The organism is Streptomyces sp. BV286 (genome assembly GCF_019090165.1).
GTDB lineage: Bacteria > Actinomycetota > Actinomycetes > Streptomycetales > Streptomycetaceae > Streptomyces.
Genome location: NZ_JAHRIB010000141.1, coordinates 241750 through 261739 on the forward strand (window position 1 = coordinate 241750; position 19990 = coordinate 261739).

16 protein-coding genes are annotated in these 19990 nt (G+C 71.9%); 8 read left to right on the forward strand and 8 right to left on the reverse strand.

The annotated features are described in order from the left end of the window. Positions 1 to 103: 103 nt before the first annotated feature. A complete protein-coding gene (locus tag KUF83_RS20845; RefSeq protein WP_217456249.1) occupies positions 104 to 1075 on the forward strand; it encodes a hypothetical protein in 972 nt (323 codons plus the stop codon). On the opposite strand, the gene KUF83_RS20850 is transcribed toward KUF83_RS20845, so the two are convergent. The 4 genes from KUF83_RS20850 to KUF83_RS20865 all read right to left on the reverse strand — a co-directional run bounded on the left by KUF83_RS20850 (position 1059) and on the right by KUF83_RS20865 (position 6063). Next, on the reverse strand, positions 1059 to 1202 hold the full coding sequence (locus KUF83_RS20850; protein ID WP_302828539.1) for a hypothetical protein: 144 nt from the start codon (positions 1200 to 1202) through the stop codon (positions 1059 to 1061). The genes KUF83_RS20845 and KUF83_RS20850 overlap by 17 nt on opposite strands. A 144-nt stretch (positions 1203 to 1346) precedes the next feature. After that, positions 1347 to 2666 (reverse strand): MFS transporter, encoded by a 1320-nt coding sequence (locus KUF83_RS20855; protein WP_217456250.1) that lies wholly within the window; start codon positions 2664 to 2666, stop codon positions 1347 to 1349. After that, a complete protein-coding gene (locus KUF83_RS20860) occupies positions 2663 to 4555 on the reverse strand; it encodes an ABC transporter permease subunit (protein WP_217456251.1) in 1893 nt (630 codons plus the stop codon). The genes KUF83_RS20855 and KUF83_RS20860 overlap by 4 nt, the downstream gene beginning before the upstream one ends. 5 nt (positions 4556 to 4560) lie before the next feature. Then, on the reverse strand, positions 4561 to 6063 hold the full coding sequence (locus KUF83_RS20865) for an ABC transporter substrate-binding protein (protein WP_217456252.1): 1503 nt from the start codon (positions 6061 to 6063) through the stop codon (positions 4561 to 4563). Positions 6064 to 6380: 317 nt separating this feature from the next. Here KUF83_RS20865 and KUF83_RS20870 point away from each other — a divergent pair, with 317 nt between their 5' ends. Beyond that, positions 6381 to 6872, forward strand: coding sequence for a DUF5990 family protein (locus KUF83_RS20870; protein WP_254644113.1), 492 nt, complete (start codon positions 6381 to 6383; stop codon positions 6870 to 6872). A gap of 42 nt (positions 6873 to 6914) precedes the next feature. Here KUF83_RS20870 and KUF83_RS20875 read toward each other — a convergent pair whose 3' ends face one another. Continuing rightward, complete coding sequence (locus KUF83_RS20875) at positions 6915 to 8396, reverse strand: VCBS repeat-containing protein (protein ID WP_217456254.1); 1482 nt, start codon at positions 8394 to 8396, stop codon at positions 6915 to 6917. 226 nt (positions 8397 to 8622) lie between these two features. Further along, positions 8623 to 9465, reverse strand: coding sequence for a class I SAM-dependent methyltransferase (locus KUF83_RS20880; RefSeq protein ID WP_217456255.1), 843 nt, complete (start codon positions 9463 to 9465; stop codon positions 8623 to 8625). Positions 9466 to 9540: 75 nt separating this feature from the next. Here KUF83_RS20880 and KUF83_RS20885 point away from each other — a divergent pair, with 75 nt between their 5' ends. The 4 genes from KUF83_RS20885 (at position 9541) to KUF83_RS20900 (ending at position 15210) form a co-directional block, all read left to right on the forward strand. Beyond that, positions 9541 to 9972, forward strand: coding sequence for a helix-turn-helix domain-containing protein (locus KUF83_RS20885; RefSeq protein ID WP_217456256.1), 432 nt, complete (start codon positions 9541 to 9543; stop codon positions 9970 to 9972). 293 nt (positions 9973 to 10265) lie between these two features. Continuing rightward, on the forward strand, positions 10266 to 10685 hold the full coding sequence (locus tag KUF83_RS20890; protein WP_217456257.1) for an STAS domain-containing protein: 420 nt from the start codon (positions 10266 to 10268) through the stop codon (positions 10683 to 10685). Positions 10686 to 11068: 383 nt separating this feature from the next. Continuing rightward, on the forward strand, positions 11069 to 12493 hold the full coding sequence (locus tag KUF83_RS20895; RefSeq protein WP_217456485.1) for an SWIM zinc finger family protein: 1425 nt from the start codon (positions 11069 to 11071) through the stop codon (positions 12491 to 12493). Beyond that, positions 12490 to 15210: a DUF6493 family protein gene (locus KUF83_RS20900; RefSeq protein WP_217456258.1), complete on the forward strand. Its 2721-nt coding sequence runs from the start codon at positions 12490 to 12492 to the stop codon at positions 15208 to 15210. Before KUF83_RS20895 ends, KUF83_RS20900 begins: the two co-directional genes overlap by 4 nt. A gap of 242 nt (positions 15211 to 15452) precedes the next feature. On the opposite strand, the gene KUF83_RS20905 is transcribed toward KUF83_RS20900, so the two are convergent. Further along, positions 15453 to 15926 carry a hypothetical protein gene (locus KUF83_RS20905; RefSeq protein WP_217456259.1) on the reverse strand — a complete coding sequence of 158 codons (474 nt, stop codon included), beginning with the start codon at positions 15924 to 15926 and terminating at the stop codon, positions 15453 to 15455. Positions 15927 to 16305: 379 nt separating this feature from the next. Between KUF83_RS20905 and KUF83_RS20910 the strand changes: the two genes are divergently transcribed. Together KUF83_RS20910 and KUF83_RS20915 are read left to right on the forward strand one after the other, a co-directional pair. Then, on the forward strand, positions 16306 to 17460 hold the full coding sequence (locus KUF83_RS20910) for a hypothetical protein (RefSeq protein ID WP_254644114.1): 1155 nt from the start codon (positions 16306 to 16308) through the stop codon (positions 17458 to 17460). A 44-nt stretch (positions 17461 to 17504) separates the two neighbouring features. Further along, positions 17505 to 17879, forward strand: a complete 375-nt coding sequence (locus KUF83_RS20915; RefSeq protein ID WP_308403078.1) for a peptidase inhibitor family I36 protein — start codon at positions 17505 to 17507, stop codon at positions 17877 to 17879. A gap of 99 nt (positions 17880 to 17978) precedes the next feature. Here KUF83_RS20915 and KUF83_RS20920 read toward each other — a convergent pair whose 3' ends face one another. Next, positions 17979 to 19742, reverse strand: a complete 1764-nt coding sequence (locus tag KUF83_RS20920) for an FAD-dependent oxidoreductase (RefSeq protein ID WP_217456260.1) — start codon at positions 19740 to 19742, stop codon at positions 17979 to 17981. Positions 19743 to 19990 lie beyond the last annotated feature (248 nt).

Genomic DNA, 19990 nt, shown 5'->3' on the forward strand with positions numbered 1-19990 from the left:
CACGCACACCGGCCGGCAGTACTCCGGCGGCCTCCCTCAAGGCGCCTCCTCGACCACGGCACCGCGCCGCGGCTGCCGTACGCCCGAAACCAGTGAAGGAACCATGTCCCAGCGACGCATCAGAAAAATCGTGACGGCTCTCGCGGTGGCCGCTGCCACCCTCGCGTCGGCCGCACCGGCCGACGCCACGTCCGCCCGGGGAACGCTGACCGATGTGCGGATCGCGACGCACTTCGACCTGTCCTCAGGACAACTGCCGGAGAACATCGCCCTGTTGCCCGACGGCACCGCAGCCGTCACCTTCGCCGCCAGTCGCCAGGTGGCCCAGGTGACTCCCCGGGGCGCGACGCGCGTTCTGGCGACGCTGCCCGCACCCGCCGACGGCGGAGTCCGTACACCGGTCCTGGGCTTCCCCCTGGCCACCGGCATCGCCCGTACCTCCGACGGCACCGTGTACGTGCTGTACGCGACCGGCACCGCCGACCTGACGGGGCTGTGGCGGCTGCGCACCGGGAAGGCCCCGCAGCGCATCGCCCCTCTGCCCGCGGACGGCCTGCCCAATGGCCTGGCGCTGGACGAGCGCGGCAAACGCTTCTACATCACCGACTCGGTGCTGGGCACCGTGTGGACCGTCCCCGTCACCGGCGGCACACCCACGGCATGGTCCACCGCTCCCGAACTCGCCTCGACCGGCTTCCTCGGGGTCAACGGCGCGAAGCTGCGCGGTGGCGCGCTGTGGGTGACCAACCTCGACCGGGGCACTCTCCTGCGCATACCGGTCCGCCCGGGAAACCGCGCGGGCAGCCCGCAGGTCAGGGCCTCGGGCATGGCCGGTATCGACGACTTCGCCTTCACGGGCCGCGGCGACGACGTCCTCGCCGCCCTCAACGGCCCCAACACGGTCGAGCACATCCGGTCCGACGGCACCAGGACCACCGTCCTGGACGGCGCCGACGGACTGCAGAACCCCACCTCCGTCGCCCTGCGCGGCAAGGACGTGTACGTGCTCAGTGCCGCCTACACCACGGCCACCGACCCCAACCTGCTGCGCGCACGCCTCAGCCGCCGCGAGTAGGACGTTTCCCGCTGTCCCGCAGGACGCCGAGCGCGATGACCAGGGCCGCCGCTGAGGCGTCGGCGGGTTCGTCCACGTAGCGGCGCACGTCGGCCGGGTCCTGCGGCAGCGGCATTCCGGTGGTCATGCGAGTTCGCCGATGACGGGCGCCGCGGAGAGCACAGCGGTCACGCCGGACCAGGACCGGCTGACACAACGTCCGCATCCCGCATACCGCTTCCCGGCCGCACGGATCACGTGTGTCACGGCGGACACCGGCCCTGCGGCCTTGCTACCGACCCGGGTCCGGGGCCAGGTCCGCCGGCCCCTCGGCCGCTCGCGGACGTCGCGGCACCAGTGCCACCGCCAGGGCGGGGACGGCGGCGAGGGCGAGCCATGGGACGGCGGCCGGCAGGCCCAGGTCGATCAGGGACCCCGTGGCCGCGCTGCCGACGAGGACGATCAGGCCCGAGACGGAGGAGAGCGCACCGACGTAGAGACCCAGCCGGCCCTCCTCGGCGAGGTCGGGCACCCAGGCACGGGCGGCGGGGACGACCAGCATCTGCCCGAGGGTCAGCAGGACGACGAAACCCGCGGCGGGCAGGAGCCCCGCGATGCCGGTCCAGCCGGCCGGGCGGGCAGCGGCCACGACGGCGAATCCGGCGGCGATGAGCAGCAACCCCGCGCGCAGGGAACGCCGCAGGTCCAGCCGGTCGCCCGCCCACCGGGTGACGGGCAGTTGGGTGAAGACGACCAGGAGGGAGGAGAGAGCGAACAGCCACGACAGCGGAGCCTGGGAGCCCGCCGCGCGCTGCACCTCGTCCGGCAGGGCCAGATAGAGCTGGTTGTAGGCGAGCAGATAGCTGCCGTAGGCGCAGCACAGGGCGAGGAAGCGGCGGTTGCGCAGCAGCGCGCCCACCCCGCCCTTGCCCCGTACGGGAGTGCGGCCGGGGATGTGCTGCGGCATCAGGCGCGCGTGGCCCGCCAGGACCAGGACGAACACGGCGGCACCGGCGAGGCAGGCGGTGCGGAAGTCCACGGCGAGCAGCAGCGCGCCGAGCAGCGGGCCGACGAACGACCCGGCCTGACCCGCCACCGTGAACAGGGCCAGGACCCGGGTGCGCGGGCCGTGTCCCTCCTCCTCCCGGACCACAGCCTGCCGGGCCACCTCGGACTCCACGGCCGGGGAGAACAGCGCGGCCGCGAAGCCGATCACCAGCACCGAGCCGATCACGGCCCAGGTCGCTTCCGCGTATCCCAGCCAGGCGAACCCGGCGACCCGCAGCGCACAGCCGGCCAGGACGACCGGGCGCACCCCGTACCGGTCGACGAGCCAGCCGCCGACCACGAACAGGCCCTGCTGGCTGAAGGTCCTCAGGCCGAGGACGAAGCCGACCAGCCAGCCCGCCATGCCGATCGCTGTGCCGAGGTGCTCGGCGAGGAAGGGCAGCACGGCGAAGAAGCCGATGTTGAAGGCGAGTTGCGTCAGGATCAGCAGCCGCAGCAGCGGTGACAGGGTCTTCCACGTTCCCCAGGTGCTTTCGCGGGGGGACTTCGAGGGCCGGGCGCGGGCGGTACGGCGGTTGCGAGCGCGGGATATCAGATCTGTCATGGGGTGTCCGTGGGGGAGACGAGTACGGGGGTCCGGTCCGGGGCGGACATGGACGACGGTTCCTGTGGGTCGGGATGGCCGGAGCGTCCGGCGGAGGGCGCCCCGGAACGCCGGAGCCGTTTCGGGAGCCGGGGACGGCGTACGCCTCCTGCCGCGGTCACCGCCAGGGCTCCCAGCACGGCGAGGACGGCGGCCGGAGCGAGGACCGCCCAGGGGGCGCGTTCCACGTAGGGCTGGTTCTCGGCGAGGAGAAGGCCCCACTCGGGGGACGGAGGCTGGGCGCCCAGGCCGAGGAAGCCGAGCGAGGCCAGGGCGAGGGCGATGCCGGGCAACCGGAGCAGGGCGTGGCGGGTGACGGGCGGCAGGACGGCCGGAAGCAGCTCGTGCGTGAGCAGGTACCGGCGTCCGGCACCGAGGGCGCGGGTGGCGGTCAAGTGGGTGGTGGCCCGCTCCTGTTGGAGCAGCGCGGAGGCGTGGGCGGCCAGCGGTGACCAGGCGACGACGGCCACGGCGAGCGCCGGTGTCCAGGGGCCGCTGCCCGCGGCCCCGGTGACGAGGAGCGCCGCCAGGACGGGAGGTACGGCGTTGACGGAGTCGACCAGGGGTCCGGACAGCCTGGGCAGCATTCCCAGCAGTACGCCGAGCACCAGGGCGACGGCGGTCACCGCGAGGGCGATGGTGAGGGTGCTCAGCGCACCGTGCGCGATACGGGCCAGGACGTCGCGGCCGAGCGCGTCGGTGCCGAACGGATGCGCGGCGGACGGCGCCCGGAGCCGGACGGCGGTGTCCAGGGCGAGCGGGTCGCGCGGCAGCCCCAGACCGATGACCGCGAGGAGGAGCGCCGCGTACAGCAGAGGAGTCGTCCGGGGCGCAGGGGGCCCGGGCCGGTGCTGGGAGTGCAGGGCGCCGTCGCGCAGCGCGGGTCCGATCAGCCACCGGGCCGCGAGCCGGGCAAGCACCCCGGCGGTGGCCGCGAGCAGAACGAGAGCGAGCGTGCCGGTCTGCAGCACGGGCAGGTCCTGGGCGAGGGCGGCGCGCAGGGTGAGCCGACCGAGTCCGGGGATGTCGAAGATCTGTTCCACGGCGACCGACCCACCGGTCAGTCCGACGACGAACAGGCCCAGGTTGGGCAGTAGTCCGGGGACGCAGCGGCGCAGCGCCTGCCGGGCCAGCGACTTGGGCGGAACCCCGCGCGCGGCGGCGGCCAGTGCCCACGGCTCGGTGAAGGCACCGGGCAGCAGATCGTCCAGCATCCGCCCCAGCACCGCCCCGGCGGGCAGTCCGAGGGCGAGGGCGGGGAGCACCATCCACTGCGGGCCGTACCAGCCCAGGGCGGGCAGCCAGCCCAGCTGTACTCCGACCACCGAGGCGAGGACGGCGGCGAGGAGGAACTCCGGAAGTGCGGCCAGCACGGCCGACGCCGAGCCGCCCGAGGTGCGTTCGCCGAGCCGGCGCCGCGAGCCCAGCCACAGGGTGCGGGCGCACACCGCCGAGGCCGTGCCCGCGGCGATCACCAGGGCCCCTGCCATGAGCAGCAGGGAGACGCCGAGGGCTGATGTGACGGACGGGAGCACGTCGGCGCCGGAGATCCACGACCGCCCGGCGTCGCCGCGCGACAGCCCGCTCAGCCAGCCACCGAGGAGCCTGAGCGGGCCCTCGTCCAGCCCGAGTTCGTCGCGTACGGCCTGCAGTGCCCCGGGCGTCGGGTCGCGTTCCGACGACCGGGCCTTGAGCACGGTCAGGGCCGGGTCCGTGCGGGACAGCCACGGCAGCAGGCCGATCCCGCACACCAGAGCGGCCGCGAGCACGGCCCGCCACAGCAGCGTGAGCCCGCCGCCCCGCGCGAGGCGGCGCAGGGCGGCGGTGCCTTTGACCAGGAAGCCGGGCATGTCGTTCAGCGCCGGGTCCCGGTGCCCACGAAGGAGCGCTCGTACGGGTCGAGCAGGATGCCTCGCACCGAGGAGCCGATGCCGGTGACGACCTTCAGGTGCACCAGTGGGACGACCGCGTCGGTGCCGAGAAGGGTGGCTTCCGCCGTCATGACGGCGTCCTGTCGCTCGGCGGTTTCGGAGACGCTCTGGGCGGCGTCGACGGCCGCGTCGACCTTCTTGTCGCACAGCAGGGACAGGTTGTAGGCGCCGTCGCAGGTGTAGTCCGAGGCCAGGGCGGAGACCGGGTCCCCGGTGTCGAGAAGTACGTTGCGTGAGGCGAGGAAGGCGTCGAACTCACCCGCCAGGGCGTCGCTCTCCAGGCGGGAGTAGTCACGCACCCGCAACTTCACCTTGAAACCGGCCTTCTCCAACTGCTGTTGCAGCACCTGGGCGACTTCGGGCAGCTCGGCCCGGTTGGTGTAGGTGGCCAGGGTGATCGACCTGCCGTCGGCCGAGGCGGCCTTCGCCCGTCCGACGGGCTCGATCCGCTTGCCGGCGGCCCAGGTCAGTGCCGGGCCGTAAATGCCCTGGGCGGGCTCGGCATGACCTTCGTAGACGTCCTTGGCGATGACGGAGGTGTCGATCGCCTCGCGCGCCGCCGCCCGCAGTCCAGGATCGGCGAACGGGCCGGACCTGGTGTTGAGATGGAGGCTGGTGTTGCGGGCGGTGTTCGTCTCGTGGACGGTGTCCTCGTCGAGGGAGGCGACCTGCGCCACGGGCAGGGCTTCGGCGGTGTCCGCCTCGCCGGTGCGCAGGGCGTTGGCGCGGGCGGTGCCGTCGGCGATGAACTTCGCGTCGACGCCCGACACTTGGGCGCGACCGCCCCAGTAGTCGTCGAAGCGGTCGAGGGTGGCCGCGGTGTCGCCGGATATCTTGGTGAGTTCGAAGGGGCCGGTGGCGGTGCCGACCGGGTTCACGGTGCCCTTCTTCCCGTAGGCCTTCGGGGAGAACACCGCCAGGTTCGGGTTGGACAGCCGCAGCGGCAGGACAGGGTCGACCGCTCCGGTGCTGACGCGGACCTGGTCCCTGCCCACGGCCTCGGCGCTCAGCTTCACCCCGGACAGCACGGCGGGGGCGGGGTCGGCCTCGGTCACGTGCGTGAGAGCGGAGGCGACTGCCTGCGCGGTGACCTCGCCACCGCCCTGGAACCTGGCGTCCCGCAGCGTGAACAGCCAGCTGCGGTCGTTCTTGTCACGGCTCCACGACTCGGCGAGGGCGGGAACCGCGGTGCCGTTGGCGTCCAGCCGTGTCAGCCCCTCGGCGACGCCCAGCCGGGACAGGTGGAAGGCGTCCTGGCCGTACGGGGAGAAGTTCTCCGTCGGCGTGAAGGCCATCGCCATACGCAGACGTCCGCCACCGGAGCCGGACGAGTCCGAGGACGGCGCGTCGTCGCCGGAGGCGAAGCAGCCGGAGAGCAGCGGGGCGAGCAGCAGGCCGGCTGCCAGTCGACGGCGGGGAGATCTCATGGTCCTCGTTCTTGTCTTCTTGTCCTGCCAGGGCGGATACCTGGCGACAAGCTACACGAACATGATTGTCATTTAAATCGTAAGGGTGCCAGGTCACAGCCTCCGCGCCTCGCCGAGATCGACCCGATGCTCTCTCCTGTGCAGGTGGCATGCATCTGCACATCCTATGCAGTAAGGCCTTTCGGTCCCGCGTCCGCCTCCAGCAAGCCCGGCGACGGCCGGTCCGGAGAGGGAGGAGGGGCACGAGGACGGCGTCGCATTGCTTCGCGTCGCTTCGCTTCGCACAGGATTCGGACGGCGGCGGCATGATGGCCGGTATGCGCATCCGTATCGACGCCGTCGACCTGCCCGGCCTCACCCGCCCCGCTCCCGCCGACGGGAACGTCCCGGCGTACGACAACCTCCACGTCGCCGTCCAACGCCGCGACCGTCCCGGTGAACTCCTCGAACCCCAGCCCGGGGACGCCGAGTCGGCGACCTGGACCCTGGAATGCACCGCGACGGCGTCACCGACAGGCACCGACGTGAAAGGCCCCTACGTGCAGGACCGGCTGGGCCGGCGGTTCATCTACCTGTCGTGGGGCACGGTCGACCGGGCGGGCCTCTTCACGATGTTCCGGCGCGCCAAGCTCATGCTCGACGTCGTCCCCGCCGACGTGCTCGCCGCTGCCGCCCACGAGGGCCTCCTGGTGGCGCGCCTCGGGTTGACCGACGCACAGGGCGGACCCCTGTGCGCACGGATCGTTCCCCCGCACGTCACATGGACCGCCGAACGCGCAGACGCGGAGAACTCCGCCCACGGAGGGTGAACGCACCGAGGGCCGTCGGCTCGCCTTCGGTGCCGGGCCCTCCTAGCGGGATCCGCCCGCTCCGAAGTTCGTCGTCGCGAAGGACGTCTGGTCACGGGACGTGGTGCCGTCGGTGATCCACCAGTGTGTGGGGTGCTGGCCGTAGAGGCCGAACATCGCGTCGGACGCCCAGTTGAGGATCAGTTCGTCCTTGCCGTCGTCGTCGAAGTCGGCGGCGCCCGCAGGCCGGGCGTGCCGCCACTTCGCGGGCGTCTTCCGGTTTTCCGTCCTCGCGGCTCCCTGGCGCAGTACGGGAGTACGCCGCTCGCCGTCGATGAACGTGGCCCCCACGTACGTGGCGACCAGGATGCCGTCACGGCCGTCGCCGTCCGGATCGGCGGCCACGATGCCTCCGGGCCCGTAGTAGTTGGACCGGCCCTTCGGCACGTCGGGCAGTCGGTACGTGTCCGGCGCGGCTCCGCTGCCGGGGTGCACCGTGAGGGTTCCGTCCACCTCGGGCGCCTCGGTCTCGTAACCCGGTTCGTTGTTACGGCTGCGGTCGTCCCCGATGGCCACGTCGCGTTGCCCGTCGCCGTCGAAGTCGCCGAACGCGTGGGCGTTGCCGAGGCGCAACTCCTTTCCCTTTCCGGCGAGGGCGGCGCCACGGCGGGCCGGATAGTAGGTGTTGCGGGACTGCTCGCCGTCGCTCGCGTGATGGAGCAGCAGGGAGGTGGCGCGTGGCTCGCCGGACGGGTCGATGTCGTCCGCGACGAGGTTGCCCCACTGCCAGGGCAGACCGGTGTCGGTGCGGGCCGGCGCACCGGCTCGGGTGAAGGGGCCGTACAGCAGCACCATGGACGAGTGGTTCTGCGCGAGTGCCGCGAGGTCATGGTGCCCGTCCCCGTCGAAGTCGCCGCGGACGACGGACTCCACACCCACTGCGGACGCACTCTGCGGCAAGCGCACCGGGGTCGCTCCGGATCCCGCCTCGGGTCCGCCGGGACTGCCCCAGGTGACGTACGGGGCGGTGCGCCGAGTGGACACCTGTGCGTCGGACACCACCTCGCCGGCGAAGGACGTGACGAAGTCCGGGAAGCCGTCGCCGTCCAGGTCGGCGGTGACCACCGAGTCCGCGGCGACATGGTCGCGGCTCGTGGTGGCGGCCGGGTTCTCGGGAGGCTCGGGCAGGCCCAGGTCGGGGCGCCCGTACACGGTGCGTGTCGAGGGATCGAGCCCTTCGGCCGATCCGTAGACCACCGCGACCCGGTCGTCGCCGCCGGCATTGTTCGGGTCCTTGCTGAGGGACACGGACACCACGAGGTCGCGGAACCCGTCTCCGTTGATGTCGTCGGGGTCCTTCGCCCCCTCCCCGGCCACCGGCGGCCTGCTCTCCGCCGGAGGGCTGGGCACCGCGGCGGACGAGGTCGCGCCACCGGAAGGTGACGGTTCCCGGCCCGCGTCGTCACTGCCGCATCCGCTGAGCGGGGCGAGGACGACACAGACGGCGCAGACAGCGAGGGCCGGCAAGGCGGTGCGAGACTTCATGCGCTCAGCCTCACACTCCGGCCCTGCCGACTCCAGTGTGCGGAGCGACTGTTGCCCAGTCGTCGATCACGGGGCGGGCGCCGTGCCGACCGCCTCGGACCGTCCTGCCGTCCCATGCGCCGCCCTTGCCTGCTCGGGCCGGTGCAGTCATCCGCGACCGCAGGAGCGGCGCCTCGCCGCCGGCGAAGCTGCGGGCTTTGGCCGAGGCGCCCGGCGGGGACTGCGCCTATGCCTGAGCGCCGACAGTCCAGCATGCCGCGGTGAAGCGGACCTCCGCACCGTGCACGTACGGGTCGAACGCGGCGCGGACCGTTGCGACGACACGTTCACGGGTGGACTCGTCCGCCTCGCGCAGGACCAGGCCGAGCGGGCCGAGACGTGTGAAGTACCGCACCAGTTCGCTCTCGGGCAGAACGCACGGTACGTCGACCGGTTGCAGGTCGACCCCGGTCCAGCCGCTCTCCTCCAGGATGCCGCGGACCCGGTCCGGATCGGCGAACGCGAACTGGCCCGGCTCGTCCGGGCGGCGGGCGGGAAGACTCGGCATGAAGGGCGCCGCGGCGCGTTCTGCCGTCGTCATGAACGGGTTCTCCGCAGGGGCACGCCACGTGATGAACCTGAGTTTGCCCCCGTCCCGGGCCGCCCGCCGCAGGTTGGCGAAGGCCCGGACGGAGTCCTTGAAGAACATGACGCCGAAGCGCGAGATCACCATGTCGAAGCTCGCGGGCTCGAACGCGTGGTCCTCGGCGTCGGCGAGTACGAAGGAGGCCTGTGCGCCCTGGCGCTCGGCACGTGCCCGGGCTGCGGTGACCATCGGCTCGGACACGTCGACGCCGACACAGCACCCTCGCGCGCCTGTCCGCTTCGCGACGGCGAGCGTGGTGCTGCCGGTGCCGCAGCCGACGTCGAGCACCTGACTCCCGTGCTCGGCGACGACAGCTTCGACCAGCAGGTCCTCGAAGGGCCTGAACAGGCCGTCCAGTACGGCCTGCGCATCGACCCAGGCATGGCCGGCGGGACCGTTCCAGCGGGCCGCCTGCTCGTCGTCGTTCCTGCGTGTGATGTCCATGATTCGTCCCCTGTGGTTGCCGTGACCGGGCGGAGGTGACACCGTCCTACTTGAAGCCGACTTGAGGTCAAGAGGATGACAGAGCTGGACATCGCCGAGGTGGCACACCGCGCCGGGGTTCCCGCCTCGACGCTCCGGTACTACGAGGAGAAGGGCTTGATCAGCCCGGTCGGCAGACGTGGCCTGCGCCGTCAGTACGACCCCGGTGTGCTGGAACGCCTGGCGCTGATCGCGTTGGGGCGCACAGCCGGGTTCTCGCTCGACGAGATCGCCGGCATGTTCGCGCCGGACGGACAGCCGCGCATCGACCGGCAGTTGCTGGCCGCCAGGGCGGACGAGCTGGACCGGACGATCCGCGAACTCGGCGTCCTGCGTGACTCCCTGAGGCACGCCGCGGCCTGCTCCGCGCCGAGCCACGCAGAATGCCCCACCTTCCGCCGTCTCCTCAGGGCCGCCGCGGCCGGCACCGTCGGACCGCCACGCAAGAGAGCCCCGCAGCCGCCGTGAAGGCCCCCGCGGCGGCCACGGCCTCCCCTACGCGCGGGGCACGGCCTTCGTGGACGTACCGCGGACGGCGTGTCCGGGATTCCCGGGGAGTTTCGTCCTGCCCCATTGCCCGCTCGAATGCGGGGCACACGCACCCTTACGGGTGTCGCGGCACGGGACGCCCGGAGCACTGGAACCGGGCGGCGCACGAGGCATCCGAGAGGGATCGCCGGCAGCGCCGGCCTGGTCCGGATGGGCGCGACGTGCGGGGTTGACGGGGATGAACCTCCGCGCGATGACCGGATGGAGGTGTGATGTCCACGCAGACCCACCGCCTGACCATCAGCGAGATCACGGACTGCGAGCACTGTGCTGTGCTGCGGGTCAGCGGCGAACTCGACCAGAGTTGCGAGGACTACTTCCTGGGCACCCTCGCCGCCAGTGTCGATGCCGGACATCAGCACCTGGTGCTCGATGTGACCGCCCTCGTCTTCTGCGACTCCCGCGGGCTGAACTGCCTGCTCGCGATCCGGTGGCTGCTGAAACGCCGGGACGGCATGCTCATCCTGGCCGGGGCGGGACGCCGGCTCAAGGAGCTGCTGGTGCAGACGGGCAGCACGGACCTGTTGCCCGTCCGGCGGACGGTCGGCATGGCACTGCTGGACCTGCCCCCGGCCCACCGCCCCACCTGGCCTCCCACTCCCGACCACGACGAGAACGCGAGCAAGGAGTGACCGGCTCGGGGCTCTCGGCCGGGCACAAAGAGGCCGGGCTCACCACTACGGGGGGAAGTGGCGGGCCCGGCTGGGGTACAACCTGCCACACACGGGCGCGCGGGACGCGGTTCTTTGCCTGGCAGGCAAACAAACGCCCTCTGCGGCCAGGAGAAGAACTTCTCATCCGGCCGGCTACCAGGGGGAGTCGCTGAAAGGGCTGCCGCACTGGCCCTACGCACGCCCCGTCGACCAGGCGCTCACCGGTCGGGGCATGCCACCGGCCACCGTCCGCGTGGAACGCGTCGGCCGGACATGAGCAAGCATGGGCGGGCTGTCGCGCGTGGGCGCCCCTGCGGCCACGCCTCAGTCCTCCGTCGTAGCGTGTGTGCGTGTCCCAACTCATGCAAACCTATGCGTACTTACGCCCTTCGGCCCTGCACGATTCCACAGCCGGACGCACCCTCGCACTGGAGACCTCCGGCGGTGCCACCCCGGCCGGAGAGGCAGCGAACCCCCGGTTCTTCAGCGGGTTCCTCACCGCGCCGGCCGCCGCGGCGACGGCGCTGCTCACGGTCGCTGACGTGGCCGCCGCCCGCTACTACCGGCCGAGCGCGAATGCCTCGCTCGACCCGGTGGTGACGGCAGACGGCGACCGGCTGCGGTTCGAGTCCTTCTCCGGCTGCTGTGGTGTCTACGCCCGGCTCGACGTCCTCGCACCCGGCCTCGACGGTGACGGCGTCGGGCACGGCACCACGAACGTGGACGTCAACCTGCCGCTGCGGCGGGCGCTGGCCGGGCTCGGCGGGCTCGAACCCCTCCATCTGGCCGTCGGACCGGAGGAGTTGACGGTCAAGACCTTCGGCGGCGAGTTCGTGGAGAAGAAGGTCCCGCTGCCGGAACGCTGGCTGCGCGGCTTCGCCGAGGCCCACGTGCTCGCAGCAGGCTTCGCTCTGCGGGCCGAGGTCCCCGCCGTGGAGGCGGCCGCCGTACTGCAGGCGCTGCCCCGGCCCACCCAGCGGTCCGAGGCCCGTACGAGCCGCTGGGTGGTGCCCGCAGGCCGCACCCTGCGTCCCACGACCAGGCCGGCGCCGGGGGCCGTGTGCCTGCCCGGGCCCGAGCGCCTGCTGACCCTCCAGAGGGTCCTGCGGCACGCGACGGCCGTACGGATGTACGCGCCGGCCGTCCCAGCCGCCGTGGACGGGGCCGCCGCCGTCGCCTGGGAGGTCGAACTGCCCGGCATGCGACTGACGTTGATGCTCTCCCAGAGTGCTTCGCGCGGCTTCTCCGGCGAGGGCGGAGTGCTGAACGACCTCGCCTCCGGGCCCGCGGCAGAGGACGCGGAGCGGGTCGCCGAGCTGCTGGCCTGGGAGCCGAGGATCGATGTCACCGAGCTTTCGACGCAGGCCGGTCTGCCGGTCGGCCGGGTGCGCGCCGCGCTGACCACGCTGGGGACATCCGGCCAGATCGGCTACGACCTCGCCGAGGAGGCGTACTTCCACCGCCGGCTGCCCTACCGTGCGGGCGCCGCCGAGAAGCACAACCCTCGGCTGCGGGGCGCGCGGGCACTTGTCGCGGACGGGGCGGTGCGGCTGGAGGGGCCGCTGGCCCGGGTCGGGAAGGGCGACGACGTCCACGTGGTCCGCGCCGATGACGCCTCCGATCGGCTGAGCTGCACCTGTTTCTGGTGGGCGAAGTACCGGGGTGGGCGCGGCCCCTGCAAGCACGTGCTCGCGGTGGGCATGGTGCGCGGCGCGGCGGCGGACGCGCGGACGGACGTCACAGGGACAGCGGCGACGACCGCGGCACGATCGGAGACGGCACGATGACACTGGTCCAACTCGCGGAAGCCGGCGACGTCGGCGGAGTACTCCGGGAGCTCGGCAGCCTGACGCCGGACGAGCGCGCGGCACAGGCCGAGGCTCTGGAGGCCCGGCGTGCGCCGATGCGAGCCGGCTGGTACCACGTCGTCGAGGAGCAGAGAACCGCCCAACTCGCCGCCGAACTCGGTTGCCGAACCGACCCCGTGACCGCAGCCGACTGGATCGTGCGGCCCGAGAACGGCGCCGAATCGCTCTTCCTGCCCCTCGGCGGCGCCTGGATGCTCGACGTCGTGAACCTCCACCCCGTCGCCTGGCGGGCCGAGTTGGCCGCACGACTCGCCGACCGGTCGACGCCCGGGAAGACCGTCAGGTCCGACCTCATCGAACACCTCGTCCACGACACCGGCTGTCCTGTCCCGACCTCCGCCGGGTTCATCCAGAGCTGGCTGCGCTGGCGCGACAACACCTGGAAGCACCCCACGCACCTGCGCGGCGGCCCCCGGCCGGGCACCACCTTCCTGGAACGGCTGCGTACGGACGACCTGTCACCGACGCTCCTCCCGCTGGCGCTGGAGCGACCGGATGTGTACCTCGGCGTGGAATCGTTCCACCACCTGCTCACCACCAGAGGCCGCTCGTACATCAGGGAAGACACCACGCTCGGGGTCTTCATCAGCCTCGCCGAGGAGGGCCTGGTCGACCGCGCCGCGCTGATCCGGCGCGTCTTCACCGACCTGGCCGCCGGCGAATCATGGGGGTCGAACGCCGCGGTCGCGCTGACGGAACTCGCCCTCACACCCGCGGAACACGCCTCCAGGACGCGCGAACGCGTAGCGCTGGCCGACACGTTGCTCACCCGGCTGCTCCAGGACGGCACACGCGTGGAGACCGCGCCGCCGCTCGCGTACCTGCGCGCCCTCGCCCTCACCCCGGCCGAGAACGCGCTCGCCCTCCGGGACCATGTGGCACTGCTCGACCTGTCGTCGCCCGTGGCCTCCTACGCCCAGGAGGTCCTGATCGGCCTGGACGAGGCCGGGCTGCTGGAGCCCGACGTGTTCACCGAGGCATGCGAGCGCGTCCTGCTCCGGCCGGAGAAGAAGCTGGTCCGGGCCCAGCTCGCCCGGCTCGACCGCGCGGCCCGCACGGACCCCGGGCGCGCCGCCCGCACCGTTCTTGACGCGGCGACGGCCCTCGGTCACCGGGACGTCGACGTACAGGAGCGCGCCCTCGACGTGATCGCCCGGCACCTCAAGGACGCCGGCGACTTGGTACTGCCCGACCTGCGCACGGCCGCCGCACGGATCAACCCCGCTCTCGCGGCCCGGGCCGCCGATCTCTTCGGCACCGCGGCGGACCGCCGCACCGGCCAGTACGCCGACGTGCTGCCCGCCGTGCCCGAGCCGCGCCCGGTGCCGGGGCCCATCGGGACAGCCGTCGAGGTCGCCGAAGAGCTCGCGGCGGTCGTCGCGAACGACAAGGACGTGGTGACGTTCGAGCGGGTCCTGGACGGACTGGTCCGCCATGCCCACCTCGACCGGGCCGCGCTGGCCCAGGCGTTGAAGCCGGTCATGCGCAGGGAACCCCGTGAGACCCTCGACTTCACCCAGTCCGACGTGTACGACGTGGCCAGGGCGCTGCGGGGCGACGAGCCGAGGAAGTACGACTTCACCGCCCGCCAGGGGCGCAACTCCTCCTCCCCGGCGGGGGAGTTGCTGCGGGCGCGCCTGGCCGAGGCGATTGGCATCATCGAGGGCGACGCGCAGCCGTTCCTGCTGTCCGTGCCGACCGATGCCACGGGTGCACTGGACGCCGCCGTACTCGTGCGGCGGCTCGAGGTGCTCGACGGGCTCGGCATCACGCCCGCACCCATCGACCTGGCCCAAGCGCTGTTGCGCGTCACCCCGACCGCCGACGAGACAGCGCTGGGCGCGGCCGGGCAGCTGGGGTCCGACGCCGGGCAGCGGTTGGCGCGGTGGCTGCGCGAGGGCGGTCTGCCGCACTGGGATTGCGGTCGTACGGGCTGGCCGGACGCCCATGCGGGCAAGTACCCGACGGAATGGGCGAGCCACCTGCCCGCCGAGCCGGCCCCCGGCGTCCCGCTGCTCCCGGCCGCCGCGACCCTGATCGGGCCGCACCGCGACGGCGTCCTCCACAACCCGATGGTCCCCTTCTGGCTGGCCCAGTTGCCGCACCACCGAGAACTCGTGCTGGCCCGCGACTACTTCAGGTACCGCGCGTCCATGCGGGGCTGGGCCCACGCCCTGCCCTTCGCCGCGGAGTCCGGCGGCCCGGCGGGATTCGCGCTGCACCTGGCACTGGCAATCACCCTCACGTACGACCAGCAGGGCGAGCGCGACGCGGCGGTGGACGCGCTGCTCGTGCTCGCCGCGCGGGGAGAGTTGGACGCCGGCCTGCTGGGACAGCAGCTGGCCGAGATGCTGCGCGGCAAGTGGATCGAGGCGAACCGTGTGACCGCCTCCCTGCGGACGGCGGCCGACACGGGCGCGTACGCCACTGTCTGGTCCGTGCTCGAAACCGCCCTGCCCCACCTGCTGCGCGACCCCGTGGTCCGGGGCACCGGAGCCCTGCTCGCCCTCGGCGTCGACTGCGTCTCCCGCTGCGCGGCGAAGGGCGGGATACCCGAGGTCACAGCGGCCGCGGGGCGCAGCGGATCGAGTCAGGTGGTGAAGAACGCACGGCTGCTGCGCGAGGTACTGGGCTGACCGGCCCTCCCTCGCGCTGTCCGTGGTCCGGGAAGCTGGTGCGGGCCTGTTCGCCTACCTCCGTGAGGCGGTCTTGCAGCGGATCAAGAACGGACCAACACCACGACGGTGATGTTCTATCCACTGCTGATCGGTGTGGGCCCGGCACCTCTGCGGGCCCACACCGGCAGGCCGGTGAGCAGCGGGCACCCAAAGGAGGCGAGGCCCGTTGTTTCTCCTGGTCCTGGCCCGACTCGGGAGAGCTAGGTCGCGTCGGGTATTCCCAGGGTGACCAGGAGGGCTGAGGCGAGCTCCTCCGCGAACAGAGCCGATCCGGTGAGCGTCTGTCGGATTGCCTGCTCGTCGGGCGTCAGGCCTGCTGCGGCCGACCACGCGAGGGCACCGGTGACGGCGGGTTCGACGGGGAAGTGCTCCAGAGGGATCTCGTAGCTCTCCGCCATCTCGCGGTTGAGCAGGCCCTCCCAGCTGCTGCCATCGGGCGTGACAGCCTCGACGAACCCCACATCGCTGTCCACGAAGGACACCATGACCGCAGGCGTCTTCGTGCTCTGGACGAGATTCACCAGGCTGCGCCTTCCGGCGTCGGCGAAGTCCGTCACCTGCCAGCCCTCCGCCAACGTCTCCGTGTCCTCGATGCCCGTGAACCCGGCCGCCCGGATCAGCTGGTGCAGCTCCCCCGTGGACCGGGTCGTCAATGATCCGCCTGAGTTCCCCATGGTCAGGAAGCTAGCGGATGCCTCTGACAATCCGGCTCGTGGCACAGAGACACCGACAGGGCAGGCCGCTGCGGCGGACCCTGGTGAGTAGAGGGGGGCGGGGGTGTTCGACCGGGTCGAGGTCCCATCGCACGCGCATCGGGTGGACCGGTCGTCCACCGGGCCTTTCGGGCAGGACCGAAAAGGCTGTTGCCGCGGATGAGTATCGGGAAGCATCGCGATCGCGGGCAAGGGCGCTGCGGGACAGCTGCCTCTGCCCGACGTCCGGCGAGGGAGCGGCCCTGCTGCGGGTCACGTCGTCGACGCCGCAAGTGCCGCCGTCGTCGCACGTCCAGGGAAGCCGTGCGGTTCGCCGCCACTCTCGACCAGGAGACTCTTGATGCACACGACGACACGAGGCAAGGTCGTGTTAGCCCTGGGATGGTTCGTCCTCGCGGTGGTTCTGCTCGCGACCGCCACCCCACCGGCGCGTGCCGCGAGCCCAGCAGAGGCGGCCGCACCGGAGATTCCGGCAGGCGTGAGCGCGGGCGTCGCCGTCTACGACCGCGAGACCGGGACCTTCACCGAAGAGCACAACGCGCACATGCAGTTCCGCGCCGCGTCGGTGGTCAAACTACTCATCGCGCTCGACCACCTGTGGGACCGGGGTCCGTCCTACAGCCTGCCGGCGGACGACCGGTCCCGGCTCGACTCGATGCTGCGTGCCAGCGACGACGACGCCGCCAACCACTACTGGTCCAACAACGGCGGCTCGGCGATCATCGACCGCATGTCCGCCCATCTGGAACTGGAGGACACGGAGGGCCCGCCCGCCGGCTACTCCGGGTACTGGGGTTACACGGCACTGTCCGCGGCCGACACCGTGCGGATCTACCGCTGGATCCTGGACCGCGCGCCGGCCGCCCTGCGCGACATCGTCATGAGCAACCTGCGTGCCTCGACCCGGTGCGGCAAGGACGGCTTCGACCAGCGGTTCGGCGTCCCGGCGTCGTTCCAGGCTCCCTGGGCGGTCAAACAGGGCTGGTCCGGCTTCGGCGACACGAGCGACTGCAGCAACACGACCGCGACCGCGACCACGGCCGCCCGGCGATCGATCCCCGCAGAGGCGTCCGATGTCAACCTCTCGCGGCCGGCACTGCACAGCACCGGCACCACGGGACCCGGCGACCGCTCGATCGTCGCCGTGTTCACCCTGCACCCGCAGGGTGCTTCTTTCGGCGCCGCCTACACGGACACCACCCGGCTCGTACGTTCCCTGAACGTGCCCGGCGCGGTGAAGCGGACCGGCACATGGTTCGGCACCTGGGGATCGAAGGTGCAGGTCCGCGCCGACGCGACGACCGCCTCGAAGGCGCTCACGACCCTTCCCGCCGGGGTGGAGGTACAGGTCGGCTGCCAGAAGCGGGGACAGCAGGTCAGCGTGCCGCCCTACACGAACGACTGGTGGGCGTACCTGCCCCTTTACGGTGGTTATGTCACCAACATCTACATGAGCTCGCCGGACAACGAACTGCCCGGTGTGCCCCTCTGCTGAACCACCGCACGCGACCGCCCGACGACCGACGAGAGGAAACCACTGTGCGCAAGCGCGTCCTGAGTGCGCTGGCCGGCGCCGCCGCCCTCGCAGGAGTGATGAGCATCGCCCCGACGGCCACCGCCGAGGCCAACCCGCCCGGCTGCCCGAAGGGATACTTCTGCGCCTACTCCGAACCGGACCAGCGCGGCACCCTGCTGATGAAGACCGCCGGCGACTGGTCGGGCGAGATCCACAGCGTCGGCTCCGTGTTCAACAACGGTTATGTGTATCCCGGCGGAGACCACGTCGACCTGGTGTACGGCTACACCACGTCGGTCCGTCGCGTCTGCCTGCACTACAACCCGGGTCCCGGCGAGTACAAGGCGAACATCATCTACGCGACGATCGGCAGTGTGAAGTGGCGGGGTGAGTGCTGAGGCGACGTCACTGACAGGGCGGCGGCGGTCCGGCGTACGCGGTCGGTACGCCTCAGCCGCCGGCCCTGGCCCCGCCCGCCCCGTGTGCCTCCTGCGGTCTCATCCGACGTCGAAGAGGTTCGGCAGCCGGAGGCGGTGGCGGGTGCGGTCGTGGCGTTTGAGGGCCTCGAACTCGGGGGCCCGGTACAGCGGGGTGACGGTGCACCGCTCGGCATCCGAACCGACCTGGTCCAGCAGGGCGTTGACGGCCTGCCGGGCCGAGGTGTTGGCGCCCTCCATGGTGGCCAGATCGATGGGCACGGCCACGTAGTCGCCGGCCAGGAAGAGGTTCGGGATCTTCGTGGCCGACCGGGGGCGGTGGTGGAAGGTCCCCGTCGGGTGGATGAGCAACTGTTCGTCGTTGACCGGGTTCGGGGTGCCCAGGCCGTCCACGGCCGGGTCGAGGAACCAGGAGTGCAGCACGGAGTCCTTGAGTACCGTACGGCCGCTGTCGTTCAGCGCTGCCTTGAGCTGCGCCCAGACCTCGCGGGCGACTTCGGTACGCGTGCACTGCTTGGCCGTTCTGCCGTAGAGGATGCCCGGCCGGTCCCACTCGGAGACGTCCACCGACAGGCAGTCCGCGACCGTGCCGTCGCCGAAGTCGGCGGGGAAGTCGTGGCTCGGCCAGTGCTGGGCCTGGGCGATGGCGGTCAGGGACCAGGGGGAGTCGATGAGGTCCAGATGGCCGTGCAGGATCGGCGTGCGTTCCGTCAGGTAGAACTGGATGCCGGTCATCCAGTCCGTCTCCAGCAGGTCGCACTCGGCGAGTTGGGGGTCGGCGGCCCGTACGGCGGCGTTCCAGGTGCGGCGGGCGTGCTCGACCGGCATGGCGGAGACGTAGTGGTCGGCGGTGACGGTTCGGCGGACCCCGCCGGGGCCCTCCATCACGGCCCCGGCGATGCGGCCCGCGTCCATGGGCAGGTTCTGTACGGTCCAGCCGACCTGGAACTCGACCCCGAGCGACCTGAGATGCGTCACCCAGGGATCGATCCAGGCCTCGTTGGTGGGCGCGTTGAGGATCCGGTCCAGCGGGCCGTCCGCGCCCCGTCCGAGCATGTTGAACGCGAAGGCCTCCAGCAGGGTGGCCACCGTGCGGGTGCTGGCCTCCTCCGCCTTGGTGGCCACGATGTTGCGGGTGATGCCGACGGCGAGGATGCGCTGGTAGTCGTAGGACATCCGGCCGGCCCGTACGAACTCCCACCACGGCATCCGCTCCCAGACCTCGTCGCGGCGTTCGTCGCAACTGGTGAGGAAGACGAGGAAGCGGTTGGCGAAGTAGAGGGCCTCGTGGAGGGGCAGGTTGAAGGCGGTGTCCAGGACCGAGGTCAGGGCGCGGCGGATCTCGTCCGGGGTCAGTTCGGCCGGTGTGCTGCCGGGCCAGGGCAGCGGGATGCGGATGTCCTCGCGGCCGCCGGAGCGGGCGAACAGCATCTCCTTGGGGGCGACGAGGTTGTCGTGGACGCCGCCAGGGTTGCCGGGGAAGGGGATGCGTCGCATGGTGTCGGGCAGGTTGTGGTAGATGCCCGGGATGAAGCGGAAGCCGTGCTCCCCGGGCAGGGGGTCGCGGCCGCCCGTGGCGCTGTCCGGTACGTCCATGCTGCGGGCCTTGCCGCCCAGTGCCTTGCGTTCGTAGACGGTGACGCGGAAGCCGCGTTCGGCGAGTTCGTGTGCGGCCGTGAGCCCGGCGACACCCCCGCCCAGTACGGCCACGGTCTGCGGGGCGGCGGCGTCCTGCGCCGCCGCGGCCTGCTGGGGGCTGCCGAGGGCGACCCCGCCGGCGGCCGCGGCCGTGCCCAGGAAACCTCTGCGTGTGGTGCCGCTCATCGCTGCCCCTTACCGCCGGTAATCATTGGCGCACGAGGATATGAGCGACGCATCGATCCCGGAAGTCGGCCGACTGAACTCGGATCACTTTGGCTTGATGCAGCATCAAGCGGCGTCGCGGTGTGCCGCGGCGGGCGGTGGCAGGTCGTCGGGTCCCGACGTGCGGCCTCCTTCGGAGTCGTCGACCTGTGGCGGTACTCGTCCTGGCTGTGTGTCAGGCCGGGGTCCGTCGCGACGGACGGGGCGTC

What these genes read in the sequence shown, in the direction of transcription:
- KUF83_RS20845 (WP_217456249.1), top strand. Translation starts at nt 104, where the DNA reads ATGTCCCAGCGACGCATCAGAAAAATCGTGACGGCTCTCGCGGTGGCC.
- KUF83_RS20850 (WP_302828539.1), bottom strand. Translation starts at nt 1,202, where the DNA reads ATGACCACCGGAATGCCGCTGCCGCAGGACCCGGCCGACGTGCGCCGC.
- KUF83_RS20855 (WP_217456250.1), bottom strand. Translation starts at nt 2,666, where the DNA reads ATGACAGATCTGATATCCCGCGCTCGCAACCGCCGTACCGCCCGCGCC.
- KUF83_RS20860 (WP_217456251.1), bottom strand. Translation starts at nt 4,555, where the DNA reads ATGCCCGGCTTCCTGGTCAAAGGCACCGCCGCCCTGCGCCGCCTCGCG.
- KUF83_RS20865 (WP_217456252.1), bottom strand. Translation starts at nt 6,063, where the DNA reads ATGAGATCTCCCCGCCGTCGACTGGCAGCCGGCCTGCTGCTCGCCCCG.
- KUF83_RS20870 (WP_254644113.1), top strand. Translation starts at nt 6,381, where the DNA reads ATGCGCATCCGTATCGACGCCGTCGACCTGCCCGGCCTCACCCGCCCC.
- KUF83_RS20875 (WP_217456254.1), bottom strand. Translation starts at nt 8,396, where the DNA reads ATGAAGTCTCGCACCGCCTTGCCGGCCCTCGCTGTCTGCGCCGTCTGT.
- KUF83_RS20880 (WP_217456255.1), bottom strand. Translation starts at nt 9,465, where the DNA reads ATGGACATCACACGCAGGAACGACGACGAGCAGGCGGCCCGCTGGAAC.
- KUF83_RS20885 (WP_217456256.1), top strand. Translation starts at nt 9,541, where the DNA reads ATGACAGAGCTGGACATCGCCGAGGTGGCACACCGCGCCGGGGTTCCC.
- KUF83_RS20890 (WP_217456257.1), top strand. Translation starts at nt 10,266, where the DNA reads ATGTCCACGCAGACCCACCGCCTGACCATCAGCGAGATCACGGACTGC.
- KUF83_RS20895 (WP_217456485.1), top strand. Translation starts at nt 11,069, where the DNA reads ATGCAAACCTATGCGTACTTACGCCCTTCGGCCCTGCACGATTCCACA.
- KUF83_RS20900 (WP_217456258.1), top strand. Translation starts at nt 12,490, where the DNA reads ATGACACTGGTCCAACTCGCGGAAGCCGGCGACGTCGGCGGAGTACTC.
- KUF83_RS20905 (WP_217456259.1), bottom strand. Translation starts at nt 15,926, where the DNA reads ATGGGGAACTCAGGCGGATCATTGACGACCCGGTCCACGGGGGAGCTG.
- KUF83_RS20910 (WP_254644114.1), top strand. Translation starts at nt 16,306, where the DNA reads ATGCACACGACGACACGAGGCAAGGTCGTGTTAGCCCTGGGATGGTTC.
- KUF83_RS20920 (WP_217456260.1), bottom strand. Translation starts at nt 19,742, where the DNA reads ATGAGCGGCACCACACGCAGAGGTTTCCTGGGCACGGCCGCGGCCGCC.